Source organism: Ochrobactrum chromiisoli (assembly GCF_026241335.1).
GTDB classification, from domain to species: Bacteria; Pseudomonadota; Alphaproteobacteria; order Rhizobiales; family Rhizobiaceae; genus Brucella; species Brucella chromiisoli.
In genome coordinates this window covers 203,009-219,104 of record NZ_JAPHAV010000003.1, presented here as the reverse complement: position 1 = coordinate 219,104, position 16,096 = coordinate 203,009, and the positions used below count along the sequence as shown (strand labels likewise).

The window sequence follows — 16,096 nt, the reverse complement described above, 5'->3', positions numbered from 1 at the left end:
AAAGCCGCCCTTAACGGGGCGGTTTTTTCGTTTTAGCTGGATTGTTGAGTTCGTCATTGCAATTTCACCTGGAAAATTATTCCCCGGTTGCTTGAAGAACGTCATGCTTCCCCGTAGTTTCCTCTCAACCAGAAGGAACGGAAGCCATGCTCAATTCAGCACTCGATGCTATCGGCAATACACCACTCATCCGCTTGAAAAAGGCTTCTGAAATCACTGGTTGCGAAATCTATGGCAAGGCTGAATTTCTCAATCCCGGTCAGTCGGTCAAGGATCGCGCAGCGCTCTATATTATCCGTGATGCCGAAAAACGCGGACTTCTCAAGCCCGGTGGCGTTATTGTTGAAGGCACGGCAGGAAACACCGGCATCGGCCTCACCTTTGTTGCCAAGGCGCTTGGCTATCGCACTGTAATCGTTATTCCTGAAACGCAAAGCCAGGAAAAGAAGGATGCCTTGCGTCTGCTGGGTGCGGAACTGATTGAAGTTCCAGCAGCACCCTATCGCAATCCGAACAATTATGTGCGTTTGTCGGGCCGCCTGGCTGAACAACTCGCCAAAACCGAACCCAATGGTGCTATCTGGGCCAATCAATTCGATAATGTGGCCAATCGCAACGCACATATTGAAACCACAGCACAGGAAATCTGGCGTGATACCAATGGCAAGGTCGATGGTTTTGTCTCGGCTGTCGGTTCGGGTGGCACACTCGCAGGCACGGCCTTTGGCCTCAAGGACAAGAATGCGAATATCAAGATCGCTCTCGCTGATCCCTATGGCGCAGCCCTTTATTCCTTTTACACGACGGGCGAACTGAAATCGGAAGGCGATTCCATCACCGAAGGCATCGGGCAGGGGCGTATTACGGCCAATCTCGAAGGTTTTACGCCTGATTTTTCCTATCGCATTGGCGATGCCGACGCACTCGATATTCTGTTTGATCTGGTGCAAGAGGAAGGGCTTTGCCTCGGTGGCTCATCGGGTATTAATATTGCCGGTGCAATCCGCCTTGCAAAAGACCTCGGTCCGGGCCACACAATCGTGACGGTGCTTTGCGACTATGGTAATCGTTACCAGTCCAAGCTGTTCAATCCGGCTTTCCTGCGGGGAAAAGACTTGCCCGTGCCGGGCTGGCTTGAAACAAAAACCGAGATTGAAATACCATACGAGGGATAATCATGGCATACGAGACTGAAGCACTGTTCCGCGAAGATGCATATCTTAAAAGCGCGGAGGGTTCGGTCCTTGCCCTGACAGAGTCCGGCGGCATCATTCTTGATCAGACAAATTTTTATGCCACGTCCGGCGGACAGCCGGGAGATACGGGCTATTTTGAACGTGCCGATGGCTCGCGCATTGAAATTGCTGCAACTGTGACCGGCGAAAGCAAAAATGAAATCATCCATGTGCCAGTCGAAGGGCAGGCGGTGCCCGAAATTGGCGAGAAGCTGGTTCTGCAACTCAATTGGGAGCGCCGCTACAAGCTGATGCGTATGCATACGGCCTGCCATCTTCTTTCTGTCGCATGTCCGTTTCCAATTACCGGTGCCGCAGTTGGTGAAGAGGAAAGCCGTGTCGATTTCGATTTGCCAGATGCGAGCTATACCAAGGAACTGGTGACAGAAAAACTCATGGAAATGGTCAAAGCCAATGATCCCGTTACGCTGCGCTGGATTACCGACGAGGAATTTCTGGCCAATCCTGATATTGTGAAATCAAAGAATGTACGTCCGCCTGTTGGCACGGGACATTTGCGTCTGGTGGTTATCGGCGAAAATGGTTCGGTGGATTCGCAACCTTGCGGCGGCACACACGTTTCTCAAACACAGGAAGTGGGTGAAATCCACATCGGCAAGATCGAAAAGAAGGGCAAGGAAAACCGCCGCTTCCGCATTCGATTTGGCAATGCACCGCAAGCTTGAGAATTTCAGGAGCAATCATGTCCGACAAAAGCGCATTTGTTATTTCCCGCGATGATCTGAAAGCCCGACTGGGCGAGCCGGGCCTCGCAATCGTGGATGCATCGTGGTATTTGCCCGCAGCCGGTCGTAACGGACGCGATGAATATGATGCAGCGCACATTCCGGGTGCCGTCTTCTTCGATCAGGACGTGATTGCCGACAAGGATTCAGGCCTTCCCCATACCTTGCCCTCACCAGAGCTTTTTGCGCGCCATGTCGGTGCAATGGGCATCACGGCAGATGAAACCATTGTTGTTTATGACGGTCCCGGCATGTTCTCCGCACCGCGCGTCTGGTGGATGTTCCGCGTGATGGGCGTGAAGAACGTTCTGGTTCTCGATGGCGGTTTTGATGGCTGGAAAGCAGCAAACTTCCCCGTCACCGATGAAGTGACAAAAATCGCTGCAACAGTTTTCACGCCTTCATTCGATGCGGCCAAGGTCGTTGATTTTGCAGAAATGAGCAAAATCGTCGATGAACGCAGCTCTCAGATCGCCGATGCGCGGGCGGCTGGCCGTTTCACGGGCCGCGATGCAGAGCCGCGGGAAGGGATGCGCTCCGGTCATATGCCGGGCGCACGCAACGTTCCCGTTGGATCGTTGTCTGAAAACGGTCAACTCAAGAGCCTCGACAGCCTTCGCGAAATTTTTCGCAGTGCCGGTGTCGACCTCAACAAACCTGTTATTACAAGCTGCGGCTCCGGCGTGACGGCTGCGGTCATCACCCTCGCGCTGACCTCGCTTGGCCATGAAGACAATCGGCTTTATGATGGATCCTGGAGCGAGTGGGGCAGCAGGCAGGATACGCCTGTCGTGACCGGCGAAGCAGAATAAAATGCCACAAAAAAAGCTTACCGCCAGAGTAACCCATCTGGAAATGACGGCACGGTCGTCACTGTCTGTTCCGGTGCCATCTGGTGTGCGCCTTGCCATCATGCGATCGACCGAAATGCCCGTGCATTTCTATCGCTACCTTTATGAACAAATCGGGCGTCAGCATCATTGGATGATGCGACGCGTGCAAAATGATGCAGAAGTGGCCGAAGCAATTCACGCCGAAACCACCGAAATTCACGTTCTCTATGTCGATGGCAATCCGGCCGGTCTTTTGGAGATCAATCTCGCTGCCTTACCCGAAACGGCTGAAATTCTCTACTTTGGCCTCATGCCGGATTATCAGGGGCGGGGACTGGGAAAATTCTTTCTCAATGAAGCGATTTCCACGGCGTGGTCACATGAGCCGCAAAAAATTTCAATTCACACCAACACGCTCGACAGTCCACGCGCGTTGCAGCTTTACCAGAGAATGGGATTTGTGCCTGTCGGCTGGTCGGAAGAAGAAGTGATAGCGTGGGAATAAGGTTAGCCCCGCGCGACTTCGCGTCCGTTGGTGATTGAAACGACAGACGCGCTTGTAATACGTCCGCTTTCTTCATCAAACACCACGCAATTTCGACCGCGCTGCTTGGCCATATAAAGGCAACGGTCAGCCCGGCTCAACACCTGAGAATTGGATTCATTCTTTGGCGCAGATGCCACACCGATACTGATTGTCAGCGGGTATATCTGATATTCGGTGGCATGGAACGGTGTGTTTTCCACCTCTGAACGTATTCTCTGCGCAACGCGCATACCTGTTTCTCCCGTAGCCCCGGGAAGAAAAACGCAAAACTCCTCGCCACCAATACGCCCGACAAGATCACCCTTGCGCGTCACATTTTGAAGCGCAAATGCAATCAGCTTGAGTGCACGATCACCCACACTATGCCCGAATGTATCATTGATTGCTTTAAAATGATCGGCATCGATGACAAGCAAAGTTCCATTTTCAATGCGCGAGCGGCTGATTTTCATAGCGTCGAACAGTGCTTCGCGGTTGAGCAATCCAGTCATATGATCAACGCGCGAGCGCGCCTGCAATTCGGTATGCGCTTTTTCAAGCTGCGCATAGGCATCCTGAAGTTTGCTATAATGATAGAAAATATAAACAAGCGAAGGGAAGGCGGTAACTATCGGAATGCCTGCACTCAGGCTGATAGCTGCCCGTCCCGGCAGTGAACCGAAAAAGAATCCGACAACAAAGCTGGTTGCTAAGGAAAACAGAACGACACACAACGTTATGAACGCTGCCTTCCATAAAACCGTCTTCATATCTATGAAATCCCCCAACCCTATGAAGATATTTTAGGTGTCTGTTGCTGAACCCTGTATGAACAGACTAGATCGTTAGTGCACAGCCCCGAAACGCCAACCGCCGATGCTGAGAAACCAGTCCATAGGACTAATTTCTGATCCCATTGCGACCAGACAAGTTGCGCGCTGAAATAAAATCCGAACACGCCCCCGATACAATCAGCCCGAAACGCGCCCTCAGAGGCCTTATAGGAGGTGCAACATTTTGATAAAAGCTACATTCCTGCACGAATACAATTATTTATATATGTGTGCCATTAAAAACACAATCTAAAGTAGTGCATCATCAATATCTTACTCATAGATTCGTCTTGAGACAACAATCTTTAAAAGAAATAACATTTGCTGTAATTTTTCACATCGGCGCACAACCCGACTGAAGCGAAACAAAAGCCAATAAAATTATGCTTAAAATAGAATGATTTAGAGCAAATATCGGATTCAAGAAAATCGAAACGCGCTCTGGCGCGGTTCGATCTGACTGAATCAACGGGCGTGCTCTTTCTGTTTGGGTTCACCCATTATCCCACGCAAACCCACTTCGCCCTTTGGCTTGGAATGCTCTAAAAGACTGCCAGATATTTCAAGAGCGATACGATACCGATAATAATGACAATCACCTGGGCGATCTGTTTCACTTTCCCATCAAGCGGTAGCATATTGATGAGGTAAAGGACGAGAAAGATAACCAGAATTGTTATCAGAAGGCTAATGAGGATAGACATAAGCAGTCGGACCCTTCCCGGAACGGATGTTTCTTAACTCTTTCGGCGACCGTTCCATCTGGAGGCCGAACAGAGCGGTATGATAATGGGAAGCGCGGCCCGTTTCCGAGCCAATAACTGTCCCCAATCTCCATCATCCTGTTGCAAAGATGATATGCCGGTTAACGTTCCTATCAGAATAAGGTTCCAGTCATTTACGAAAGGAAATCGGCGACTTATGCCGCCGATGAGAGCAGATTTCGACCGGAATGAAAGGAAAGCCGATCTGATTCAATCAAATCGGCACTCCAAATACACAGCCGTTATTTTTGCATCGAACCCGTCTGCTTACGCCGGTCATGCCAGCTAAATGCTTCTTCAAGCAGGTGAGGGGTGTGACCGCCTCTGTTGCAAGCACGTTCAAAATAATCATTGAGCTGGTCGCGATAATCCGGGTGCGCGCAATTATTGATAATAAGCCGTGCCCGTTCACGTGGTGCAAGCCCGCGTAGATCGGCCAGCCCTTGTTCTGTCACAAGAATATCGACATCATGCTCGGTGTGATCGACATGGGTGACCATCGGCACGATAGACGATATGGCGCCATTCTTCGCTTCGGACTTGCTGACAAATATTGAAATGTAGGCATTACGCGCAAAATCACCGGAACCGCCGATCCCGTTCATCATATGTGTGCCATCGACATGGGTGGAATTCACATTGCCGTAGATGTCAAACTCAAGCGCGGTATTGATGCCGATGATGCCAAGACGACGAATAACTTCCGGGTGATTGCTGATTTCCTGAGGGCGTAAAATCAGCTTGTCGCGATAGCGGTCAATATTACTAAACACGCGCTCGCCACAGGCAGGACTTAACGTGATGGATGAGCCGGAGGCGTAATCGAGTTTGCCAGCATCGAAAAGATCGAAAGTGCTGTCTTGCAGCACTTCACTATACATCCGCAGATTATGAAACGGACTATCCACAAAGCCATTGAGAACAGCATTGGCAATTGTACCAATACCTGCCTGCAAAGGATTGAGTGTCAGATCAAGGCGACCTGCATCGACTTCTTTGAGAAGAAACTCGATGAGATGCGAAGCAATGGCAATGGTTTCGCCATCGGCAGGTTCCACCGTCGAGGCGCTGTCGTTCTCATGGGTGATAACAATGCCGGCGATCTTCTCAGGCGGAATCGGAATATAGGGCAGGCCAACACGGCTGTCGCAGGCCGTCACCGGAATTGGATCGCGGGAAGGGCGCTTCGTTGGAATATAGATGTCGTGCAATCCCTCAAGCGCCAGTGGCTGATTGAGATTAACCTCGACAATGACCTTATCGGCCAGAATTGCGAAGCTCGCAGAGTTACCAATGGATGTCGTTGGAATAATGCCGCCATTTTCAGTGATCGCCAGGGCTTCGACCACGGCGTAGTCAATGGGGCCGATCTGGTTCGAACGCAATTGTTCGACCGTCTCCGAGAGATGCTGATCAATGAACATGACTTCACCGCGATTGATTGCGGCACGCAAAGTACGATCCACCTGAAAAGGCATGCGACGCGCAAGCACATGGGCTTCGGTCAGCACCTTATCGACATCATGGCCAAGGGACGCGCCGGTAATCAAGGTGATCTGGAATGGATCATTTGCAGCACGCGCCGCCATCGCTAAAGGAACTGCCTTGGCATCACCTGAACGCGTAAACCCGCTCATGCCTATAATCATGCCATCTTTGATCAGGCTGGCAGCTTGTTCTGCCGTAATGATCTTATCACGCAGGGATGCGTTCCTGATACGTGCTTCCAACATGTAATCTACCTTCCTTGGAGACCGGCTTTAGGCCGGAAACAACACTCTCCGGTGCGCGAAGCATTTAAGCTGACGATCGGATTCGGCGCATGGGGGTAATAGCGCAAGTCAACAACGATTACACGCATGCTTTGGTCTTAGATCGACAATCAGCAGCCCTGTTGAAATCCGTAATAAGAGAAATGATTGCGATCAAACAGAACCTGCTAAAGGCCTTGCAGGATAAGGGCTTTGACCTGCGAACATTCGTATTGAAGACCCCAACCGGCAATCGCATTGATGTCGGTCATAAAATATACCGTTCGTAAAATATGCAAATTAAAGGGTATTGTTTTTTATAAAATCCATGTACAGGGCAGGGCCATTAAAGCCCTGCCTTGCTATTATTTTAACGGCAGCGTGCAGTGTAAATCTGGCCACGGCTGTTTCTGTATTCGCATTTACCGTTGCGCAGATTGCGAACAAGTAAACCACCAATCGCACCCGCTCCGGCACCAATCAGTGCGCCACGGCCACCTCCAGCGATTCCGCCGATCGCGGCACCAGCAACAGTTCCGATACTGACGTCTTTCTCTGAAGTTGTGCATCCCGCCATGATTAGCATTGCGATCAGCAAGACTGAAATTTTACCCATGAAACTCATCCTCTCCATAAAATAATCTGCAAGCTCAATACCATGAGCTATGTATGAGTATATTCTTATAAACTCAAGCGGCCTAGAAAGGTCGCATCTCTAATTTGCCCATGTGTCGCATCTGTATATTGCCGTCATAAGATTGAATTGCATAATATGGATTATGGAACAACCGGACGTATCATCATGCCGTTTTAGCGGCGTTTAGCGATATAAAGATGCCCTGGTACTGGCGAGCCTTGCTCACTGCGCACAGTGATATCTTCGCAGCGAATGCAGTCCATTCCATGCTCAGACAACTGCGAGCGGACATAAGACTGTGCATGTGCAAAACGCTGGAAATCACCAACCATGAAGTGACGATCCGCAAATCGCGCATCGCTTTGCGTTTCGCTGGAGAAGCAGAAATATCCGTCTGCCTTAAGATGCCTGGCAACGCCCGCAAAAAACGCTTCGAGTTCCCCCATATAAGGCAGCACATCGGTCGCGACGATCAAATCCCAGGCGTCTTCCTGCGTGTTTTCAAGAAACTTGACGGCTTCGCCCACAAAAAGCGCATCATAATCGCCTTTGTCATAAGCAACTTCGATCATGTTTTCAGAGATATCAACGCCAGTCTTGTGTTCGGCCATATCATCAAGCGCATCGGCTGAAAGCCCGGTGCCGCAGCCAAGATCCAGCATGCGTTCCGCCTGAAACTCTTCATCCATTTCGAGAAGCATTTCACGCAACTGCAATGGCACATCATAGCCAAGCTGATCGACAAGAATTGTGTCGAACATCTCTGCATGCTGATCAAACAACGTCGACACATAGGCATCCGGCGCTTTTGGCGGAACGGATCCGCGCCCCATGCTTGCGAGGCGGACCGCAGCACCACCATGATCATCGGGATCAATGCGCAACACGTCCTCATAAGCTTTGGCCGCAGCATCCAGATCGCCGGATTTTTCGAGCGAAAGCGCGAGATTATAGGCTTCTGCAAGCGCTTCCTGATCGAAAGTCTCTTTGTTCTTGTCCGCCATAAAACTTGCCTTTCCCGACACGACCGATTGGAATTTCTCTGTAGATTTTCTTTCCCGGTATGACAAGCAAACCGCAAAAAGATAATGCGCGAAGGCCCCTACTCCGCAGCAGCTGCTTTTATCGTGGCGCTGGGTTTATGCTCTGCAAGCCTGCGCGCAATAACAGCGCAGGCCATAAGCTGAATTTGGTGAAACAGCATCAGCGGCAGCACGACACTGCCAACATTCGCACCTGCAAAGATGGCGCTTGCCATGGGTGCACCACTGGCAAGGCTCTTTTTGGAGCCGCAGAACATGATGGTGATACGATCGGCACGATGAAAGCCCAGCCACTTGCTGCCATACCACGTCGCCAGCATCACGATGACCAGAAGCATTATATTCACACCAAACATCACGCCGAGATCATTCCACGAAACCGTGCGCCAAAGGCCTTCAACAATGGCCTCGCTGAAAGCCAGATAGACGACCATAAGGATGGAACCGCGATCGACAAAACCAAGCGCTTTGCTATGGCGACGCATGAAATGACCGATCCATGGCTGCAAAATCTGCCCCAGCACAAAGGGCGCAAGCAATTGCAGCAAAATCGACTGGAGCGCATCGATCGAAATTCCACCGCTGCCTTTAACAGCAAAAAGCAATCCCACCAGCAATGGTGTCAGAAACATACCGAAAATATTGGATGCGGACGCCGAAACAATCGCTGCCGACACATTACCGCCAGCCATTGACGTAAAAGCGATGGATGATTGCACAGTGGACGGCAACACACAGAGATAAAGAATACCAAGGTAAAACGGAGACTGCGCGAGCCCCGGAATTGTCCAGCCAGCAACAAGTCCCAGAATTGGGAAAAGAACGAATGTTGCGCAGCCTACCACCAGATGCAGCCTCCAGTGAATGACACCGGCAATGACGGCTTCACGCGATAGCCGCGCACCATGAAGGAAGAACAAAAGCCCCACCGCGACCTTGGTCGCAATGGCAAACCAAACAGCAAAATCACCCTGCACAGGAAGGACTGATGCAAGCACAATCGTTGCGATCAACATGCAGGTGAACTTATCGGGTAGAAAACGCATTATCTCGTCAGTCCTTCAGCGCATCAATCTGAAAGCCCTCGTTTCGAATGGGTTGGGGCGCTTTCATCATGAGCAATTATTTCCCGCTTGTAATAGCCCCATCAAAAGCAGGCACAACACGAAAGGACAGGCTGGAGGGCTGATCCGTTCACTTTTCAGGGAGTTTGCAACATAATTCCACCAAAGCGAGCGGCTTTGAAAAATCAATCTACATTGTATCCGTCAGGATTCTTCGATTGCCAGTTCCACATGTCTTTGCACATTTCGCGCAAATCCTTCTGAGCAGTCCAGCCAAGAAAATCACGCGCAAAAGCCGGGTCAGCATAGCATTCTGCCACATCACCGGGACGGCGCGGTGAAAGCTCATATTTGATCTCACGGTTTGAGACGTGCTCAAAAGCCTTAACCACATCAAGAACACTGTAGCCGTGCCCTGTCCCGAGATTGACAGAGAAACACGTCGGTTCATCCAGCTTTTTCAGTGCTTTCAGGTGTCCGGCCGCAAGATCAACCACATGAATATAATCACGCACGCCGGTGCCATCGGGCGTATCGTAATCATTGCCCCAGATATGGAGCTTTTCGCGGCGACCGGTTGCCACCTGCGCAATGATCGGCATCAGATTGTTTGGAATCCCTTTGGGATCTTCACCGATCAGACCGCTTTCATGCGCACCTACCGGATTGAAATAGCGCAAAATGGCAATTTTCCAGCTCTTATCACTGTTATAAAGATCGCGCAGCATCTCTTCGATGATCAGCTTTGTCCGCCCATAAGGATTAGTCGCAGAAAGTGGCTGGTCTTCGGTAATCGGCAGCTTTTCCGGTTCGCCATAAACCGTTGCCGACGAGCTGAAAACAAGTGTCTTAACACCCGTCGCTTCCATTGCCTGCAACAAACGCAGCGTGCCAACCACATTGCAATCGTAATAATGCAGCGGCTTTTCGTTCGATTCACCAACGGCCTTGAGGCCAGCAAAATGAATAACGGCCGTGCATTTATGGCGCTTAATAATCTGTTCAAGAAGCGCACGATCCCGAATGTCGCCCGGCTCACGGATCGGTGCCCGGCCGGTAATTCTCTCTACACGGTGGAGTGATTCCGGGCTGCTGTTATCAAAATTATCGACCACAACAACATCATGGCCAGCTTCAATCAACTGCACGCATGTATGCGAACCGATATATCCGGCACCACCCGTTACAAGAATCGTCATTCTCTCAATACCTGCTTGTTGAACATATCGCCTTGATATGCGATCCCGGTCTTTGTGCTGACTATGCCAAAACCGAAGCGGACTGCAACCCGGTCCATACAATTCTCGCAAATTACCCGAACAGTGCCTCATCACTTTTTATGGAGCGAAGATGGAACCTTCCCGCAATATTGACCGTCTTCTCGAAATCATGATCGCCCTGCGCAATCCAGAAACTGGCTGCCCATGGGACGTTGAACAGACATCGCAATCGATTGCACCCTATACGCTTGAAGAGGTCTATGAGGTTCTCGACGCCATCGAACGCGATGATGTGGATGATTTGCGCGAAGAGCTTGGTGATCTGTTGTTGCAGGTGGTGTTTCATTCGCGCATGGCGGAAGAACAGGGCCAGTTCGCCTTTGGTGATGTGGTCGAAGCCATCACGCGCAAAATGATCCGTCGCCACCCGCATGTATTTGGCGATGAAGAAGCCAGAAGCGCAGGCCTGGCCAAGGGATCATGGAACCGCATCAAGGCTGAGGAAAAAGCAGAGCGCGCAGAACGCCGCGCAAAGCTTGGTTTGGAAACGGTCGAGAAAACCCGCTATCTAGATGATATTCCGAAGGCCTTCCCTGCCCTGTTGCGCGCATTAAAGCTCCAGCAAAAAGCTGCCAAGGTTGGCTTCGACTGGTCTGAAGCAGCCCCCATCCTTGACAAGATTGCCGAGGAAACCGCAGAACTCAAAGAGGCAATGGCATCTCACGACAAGGCCCATATTCAGGAGGAATATGGCGATCTTCTTTTCGCGATGGTCAACCTCGGCAGGCATCTGGAAATCGACCCCGAAACCGCATTGATCGCCACCAATGACAAGTTCAAGCGCCGCTTCGATTATATCGAAAAATCGCTCAAAGAATCCGGTGGCAATCTCGAATCAGCCCAGCTTGATGATATGGAAGCCATTTGGGTCGAGGCGAAGAAAAAGGGGCTTTAATCAGCCCCTTTCCTCACGACTTATCTACCCATTTTGGGCGGGTCATCTGATAGACCTCTTGCGTGGTCGCATAATCCATATAGCCAAGGCGTGTTACCGGCTTGGCTTTTCGGATGTCGAACAGGCCGTCTGTCAGCACGGATTCATCAATGTGAACACCAACAACTTCGCCGATCACCATGTAATTATCGGTTCGCCTGCCCTCTTTGTCCTGCAAATTTTGAACTTCAACGGCCACACATTCAAGGGCCGCATAGGCCTCTTGTACAAAGGGCGCTGCGATGAGCTTGCTTGGGGCGGCAGTCAGTCCGGCATATGAAAACTCGCTGATACCGCGCGGGGCATTTACCGATGTTGCATTCATATGCTCTTTAAGATGATCACTGACCAGACTGGCTGTAAATTCACCCGTTTCCTCAATAAATGTCACGCTGTCTTTCACCCCGCTGGATGAAAACATGATCATCGGCGGCGTGTCACATACTGCATTGAAAAAGGAATAGGGTGCGAGGTTTACGGCCCCCGTCTTTGAACGTGTTCCGATCCAGCCGATGGGGCGTGGTGCAACGATCGCCTTGAATGGATTATGAGGCAGATTATGACCTGATTGTGGTTCATAAAACATCGGGTTTTCCAGCGTTTAAGCAAGTTTGCTAATATTCAACATCAAGATGACCACGGGCCATTATAATCGGACACAATCTTATCCATATCTGCACGCGGGCGTTCCGGCATTTTGTTTTTCGCTGTTCCAACATGAACAAAACCCGCAACCCGCTCGTCTGGCGAAAGGCCGAGATAGGCGCGAGCCGGTGCATCATCCGAATACCAGTTGGTAATCCAGTTCGTTGCATAGCCGAGCGCATTGGCTGCCGTGCAAAGGTTCATGGCTACCGCACCAGCTGAAAGAAACTGCTCCCATTCCGGGATACGCTCATGCGCCACCGGTGAGGAGATAACACCAACAACCAATGGCGCACGTGCAAAACGCGCGCGCTCCTGATCCCTGCGGCTATCGGGCAACGGCCCTTCCCGCTCCTCAGCGCGCTTGGCAAGATATGCACCAACCTGATGGCGCACATCACCGCGATACAGGATGAAGCGCCATGGCGTCAGACGGCCATGATCAGGCACGCGGGCTGCAACTTTCAGCAATTCGTCAAGCTCAGCACCTTGCGGCGCTGGCTCGGAAATCGCGGAAATCGGCGTGGAACTGCGCTGCGCCAGAAACTCAAAGACCGGATGTGTCACGGGGGGAAACCTCATCGCTCAAATCTGCATAAATCGCTCCACTTCAATGGAGGCGACTTCTTCTCGCGCGACATCATGAAGGTGTAAAGCCTAAAATCAATGACGATGCGTCAGGCGCAATGATAAATTTGAAACACAACGGTCAGTTTAGCCTTGAATTTGCCATGCGCTTGAGTGCAAAACATCACCATGTCAGATCGCTCAGACCTGTTTCAGAAAAAGCATACGAAATTATCACGCAGCAAGGCACTTGTAGCGGCTGTTTCGCTTGCCCTGATTGCATCGTCACCGGCACTTGCGCAGGACATTAACGGCACAATCGGCCTGCCTGACCTCCCGCAGCCAAAGCTCGACCTGCCAAAACTCAGTCCCTATGCAAATCCGTCCAGCCCTGAAAACAACCCTCTCGTTAAAACCAGTGAGCTTGATCTGAAAGCCCGTCTTAATCAAGATGGGCCGGATATACCCTCTGGGCTTGTCTGGCGTGTTTTTGCGCCAGAGGTTGGCCCGGACGGGCAATTGGCGCTGATTGCATCGTCAAAGGGTGGCAGCGCGGTTTTCAACCTGCCAGAAGGCAGTTATCTGGTTCATGCCGCATATGGCCGTGCAGGCGCAACCAAGCGCATTACGCTCACCAATGGCATTCGTCATGAAGTCATGACGCTTGATGCTGGCGGAATGAAGCTAAGCGCCGTCCTGCCGGATGCCGGCAAAATCAAAAGCGACCTTGTTCGCTTCTCTATCTATGCCGATGAGGACAATAGTGAACGCTCGCTGATCGTTCCCGATGTAAAACCGGATACTATCATCCGGCTAAACAGCGGCACTTATCACGTTGTCTCCAATTATGGCACGGCCAATGCGATAATCCGCGCCGATATTCGGGTCGAGGCAGGCAAACTGACAGAAGCCACAGTTCAACATCGCGCTGCGGAAGTCATTCTAAAACTGGTGCGTGAAAAAGGCGGTGAAGCGCTCGCTGACACGTCATGGTCGATACTCAATGCTTCGGGTGATGTGGTTCGTGAAAGCGCAGGCGCTTATTCATCGATGGTTCTCATCGAGGGTGACTATGTCGCCATCGCGAAAAACAAAGACCGAATTTATCAGCGCGACTTCAAAGTGACCTCGGGCCACAATGAAGAAGTGGAAGTCATCGCCAACCGCGAGTCGGAAGCACTGACAGACAACGACGCCGCTCAGGACTAAAGCATTTCCAGTAAAATTGCGAAAAGGCCCACTTGAAGTGGGCCTTTTTGTTTATGCGTTGCGCAGACGCAGGAGATCTGGCGGTGTTGCCTCTTCGCTCAGACGAGCAATCGCTTCATCCAGCGTCATGGATTCCTGATCGCGCGAGCCAAGACGACGCATATTAACCGTCTTTTCTTCCGCTTCACGCATACCGCAAACGAGAATCACCGGAACCTTCTGAACCGAATGTTCGCGAACCTTATAGTTGATCTTCTCGTTGCGTGTGTCAGTCACGACCTGCAAGCCTGCCGCCTTGAGTTTGGCTGCAACTTCCGCAGCATAGCCATCGGCTTCTGAGGTAATCGTCGCAACAACAACCTGAACCGGAGCAAACCACAGCGGCATGTGACCGGCGAAGTTTTCGATCAGAATGCCGAGAAAACGCTCCATTGAACCGCAGATCGCGCGATGGATCATCACCGGCTGCGTCTTTTCCGAATTGCTGTCGATGTAGAAAGCGCCAAAACGTTCCGGCAGGTTGAAATCAACCTGTGTCGTTCCGCACTGCCATTCACGGCCAATCGCATCTTTCAGCGTATATTCGAATTTCGGACCGTAGAACGCACCCTCACCTGGCAGAATGCCAGTCTTGATGTCGTCCGACTGTTCCTTGATCTGCTCAAGAACCGTCATCATCACGCTTTCAGCGCGATCCCACAATTCATCCGAACCAACGCGCTTTTCAGGACGCGTCGAAAGCTTGATCGTGATCTCCTTGAAGCCGAAATCTTTATAGACCGACAAAATGAGATCGTTGATGCGCAGGCATTCAGCAGCCATCTGCTCTTCGGTACAGAACACATGCGCATCGTCCTGCGTGAAGCCACGCACACGCATCAGGCCATGCAATGCCCCCGATGGTTCGTAGCGATGCACATTACCAAATTCTGCAAGCTTTATAGGCAGATCGCGGTAAGACTTAAGACCATGCTTAAATATCTGAACGTGACCTGGGCAGTTCATAGGCTTCAATGCAAACACGCGATCATCGTCGGTATCATCACCGGCAACAGTCACCTTGAACATGTTGTCGCGATACCAACCCCAGTGACCGGATGTCTCCCAAAGCGACTTGTCCAGCACCTGCGGTGCATTGACTTCCTGATAGCCATGACTGTCGAGACGACGGCGCATATAAGCGACGAGCGTCTGGAACATGCGCCAGCCTTTGGCGTGCCAGAAAACAACGCCCGGACCCTCTTCCTGGAAATGGAACAGGTCCATTTCACGACCCAGACGGCGGTGATCGCGCTTCTCCGCTTCTTCAAGCATATGAAGATAAGCGTTGAGATCGGCATCATTGGCGAATGCCGTACCGTAAATGCGGGTCAGCATTGGATTGTTGGCATCACCGCGCCAGTAGGCACCAGCAACCTTCATCAGCTTGAATGAATTGCCGATCTGGCCCGTGGACGCCATATGCGGACCGCGGCAAAGATCGAACCATTCGCCCTGATTGTAGATTTTCAGATCCTGACCTTCAGGGATCGCGTCAACGAGTTCGACCTTGTAGCTTTCGCCCTTATCGGCAAAAACCTGCTTGGCCTTCTCGCGCGACCACACCTGCTTGGTGAATGGCTTGTTGCGCTGAATAATTTCGCGCATCTTCTTTTCAATCACCGGCAGATCATCGGGCGTGAAAGGTTCATTCCGCGCAAAGTCGTAATAAAAGCCGTTCTCAATGACTGGACCGATTGTAACCTGCGTTCCCGGAAAAAGCTCCTGCACAGCTTCGGCCAGAACGTGCGCCGTATCGTGACGGATCAGTTCAAGCGCACGTGGATCTTCACGGGTCAAAATTTCGATTGCACCGGAAGCGCCAAGCGGATCTGAAAGATCACGCACGGTACCGTCTACGGCGTAAGCCACGGCTTTCTTGGCAAGTGATTTGGAAATCGATTCGGCGAGTTCGGCACCGGTTGTTGCGGCATCATATTCGCGCACCGAGCCATCAGGAAACTGCATGGAAACGTTCGACATCATATTC

General features: G+C 51.3%; 17 protein-coding genes. 7 read left to right on the top strand and 10 right to left on the bottom strand.

The window, feature by feature from the left end; genetic code table 11:
- Nucleotides 1–146 precede the first annotated feature (146 nt).
- The 4 genes from OPR82_RS10265 to OPR82_RS10250 are packed head-to-tail and all read left to right on the top strand — an operon-like array spanning nucleotide 147 to nucleotide 3,319.
- Nucleotides 147–1,175 carry a cysteine synthase A gene (locus OPR82_RS10265; RefSeq protein ID WP_265984689.1) on the top strand — a complete coding sequence of 343 codons (1,029 nt, stop codon included), beginning with the start codon at nucleotides 147–149 and terminating at the stop codon, nucleotides 1,173–1,175.
- Nucleotides 1,176–1,177: 2 nt separating this feature from the next.
- Nucleotides 1,178–1,921: an alanyl-tRNA editing protein gene (locus OPR82_RS10260; RefSeq protein WP_265984688.1), complete on the top strand. Its 744-nt coding sequence runs from the start codon at nucleotides 1,178–1,180 to the stop codon at nucleotides 1,919–1,921.
- Nucleotides 1,922–1,938: 17 nt separating this feature from the next.
- Complete coding sequence (gene sseA, locus OPR82_RS10255) at nucleotides 1,939–2,793, top strand: 3-mercaptopyruvate sulfurtransferase (protein WP_265984687.1); 855 nt, start codon at nucleotides 1,939–1,941, stop codon at nucleotides 2,791–2,793.
- Nucleotide 2,794: 1 nt separating this feature from the next.
- On the top strand, nucleotides 2,795–3,319 hold the full coding sequence (locus OPR82_RS10250; protein WP_265984686.1) for a GNAT family N-acetyltransferase: 525 nt from the start codon (nucleotides 2,795–2,797) through the stop codon (nucleotides 3,317–3,319).
- A 2-nt stretch (nucleotides 3,320–3,321) separates the two neighbouring features.
- Here OPR82_RS10250 and OPR82_RS10245 read toward each other — a convergent pair whose 3' ends face one another.
- From OPR82_RS10245 to OPR82_RS10235, 3 genes are all read right to left on the bottom strand, one after another.
- On the bottom strand, nucleotides 3,322–4,110 hold the full coding sequence (locus OPR82_RS10245) for a GGDEF domain-containing protein (RefSeq protein WP_265984685.1): 789 nt from the start codon (nucleotides 4,108–4,110) through the stop codon (nucleotides 3,322–3,324).
- A gap of 605 nt (nucleotides 4,111–4,715) precedes the next feature.
- Nucleotides 4,716–4,877 (bottom strand): Thivi_2564 family membrane protein, encoded by a 162-nt coding sequence (locus OPR82_RS10240; protein WP_265984684.1) that lies wholly within the window; start codon nucleotides 4,875–4,877, stop codon nucleotides 4,716–4,718.
- A gap of 302 nt (nucleotides 4,878–5,179) precedes the next feature.
- Complete coding sequence (locus OPR82_RS10235) at nucleotides 5,180–6,670, bottom strand: acetyl-CoA hydrolase/transferase family protein (RefSeq protein ID WP_265984683.1); 1,491 nt, start codon at nucleotides 6,668–6,670, stop codon at nucleotides 5,180–5,182.
- Between the two features lie 89 nt (nucleotides 6,671–6,759).
- Between OPR82_RS10235 and OPR82_RS10230 the strand changes: the two genes are divergently transcribed.
- Complete coding sequence (locus OPR82_RS10230) at nucleotides 6,760–6,978, top strand: hypothetical protein (RefSeq protein ID WP_265984682.1); 219 nt, start codon at nucleotides 6,760–6,762, stop codon at nucleotides 6,976–6,978.
- 80 nt (nucleotides 6,979–7,058) lie between these two features.
- Here OPR82_RS10230 and OPR82_RS10225 read toward each other — a convergent pair whose 3' ends face one another.
- The 4 genes from OPR82_RS10225 to galE all read right to left on the bottom strand — a co-directional run bounded on the left by OPR82_RS10225 (nucleotide 7,059) and on the right by galE (nucleotide 10,631).
- Complete coding sequence (locus OPR82_RS10225; RefSeq protein ID WP_265984681.1) at nucleotides 7,059–7,304, bottom strand: YMGG-like glycine zipper-containing protein; 246 nt, start codon at nucleotides 7,302–7,304, stop codon at nucleotides 7,059–7,061.
- Nucleotides 7,305–7,498: 194 nt separating this feature from the next.
- A complete protein-coding gene (locus tag OPR82_RS10220) occupies nucleotides 7,499–8,329 on the bottom strand; it encodes a methyltransferase domain-containing protein (RefSeq protein WP_265984680.1) in 831 nt (276 codons plus the stop codon).
- A 98-nt stretch (nucleotides 8,330–8,427) separates the two neighbouring features.
- Entirely contained in the window at nucleotides 8,428–9,414 is a 987-nt protein-coding gene (locus OPR82_RS10215; RefSeq protein ID WP_265984679.1) for a bile acid:sodium symporter family protein, read from the bottom strand.
- A gap of 203 nt (nucleotides 9,415–9,617) precedes the next feature.
- Entirely contained in the window at nucleotides 9,618–10,631 is a 1,014-nt protein-coding gene (gene galE / locus OPR82_RS10210) for a UDP-glucose 4-epimerase GalE (RefSeq protein ID WP_265984678.1), read from the bottom strand.
- A gap of 151 nt (nucleotides 10,632–10,782) precedes the next feature.
- On the opposite strand from galE, the gene mazG reads away from it, so the two are divergent.
- Nucleotides 10,783–11,607, top strand: a complete 825-nt coding sequence (gene mazG, locus OPR82_RS10205; RefSeq protein WP_265984677.1) for a nucleoside triphosphate pyrophosphohydrolase — start codon at nucleotides 10,783–10,785, stop codon at nucleotides 11,605–11,607.
- A gap of 13 nt (nucleotides 11,608–11,620) precedes the next feature.
- Here mazG and OPR82_RS10200 read toward each other — a convergent pair whose 3' ends face one another.
- On the bottom strand, nucleotides 11,621–12,232 hold the full coding sequence (locus OPR82_RS10200) for a flavin reductase family protein (RefSeq protein WP_265984676.1): 612 nt from the start codon (nucleotides 12,230–12,232) through the stop codon (nucleotides 11,621–11,623).
- Between the two features lie 41 nt (nucleotides 12,233–12,273).
- Nucleotides 12,274–12,858, bottom strand: coding sequence for a nitroreductase family protein (locus tag OPR82_RS10195; RefSeq protein ID WP_265984747.1), 585 nt, complete (start codon nucleotides 12,856–12,858; stop codon nucleotides 12,274–12,276).
- Nucleotides 12,859–13,047: 189 nt separating this feature from the next.
- Between OPR82_RS10195 and OPR82_RS10190 the strand changes: the two genes are divergently transcribed.
- Nucleotides 13,048–14,067, top strand: a complete 1,020-nt coding sequence (locus tag OPR82_RS10190) for a hypothetical protein (protein WP_265984675.1) — start codon at nucleotides 13,048–13,050, stop codon at nucleotides 14,065–14,067.
- A 51-nt stretch (nucleotides 14,068–14,118) separates the two neighbouring features.
- On the opposite strand, the gene thrS is transcribed toward OPR82_RS10190, so the two are convergent.
- Nucleotides 14,119–16,092: a threonine--tRNA ligase gene (gene thrS, locus OPR82_RS10185; RefSeq protein WP_265984674.1), complete on the bottom strand. Its 1,974-nt coding sequence runs from the start codon at nucleotides 16,090–16,092 to the stop codon at nucleotides 14,119–14,121.
- Nucleotides 16,093–16,096: the final 4 nt, after the last annotated feature.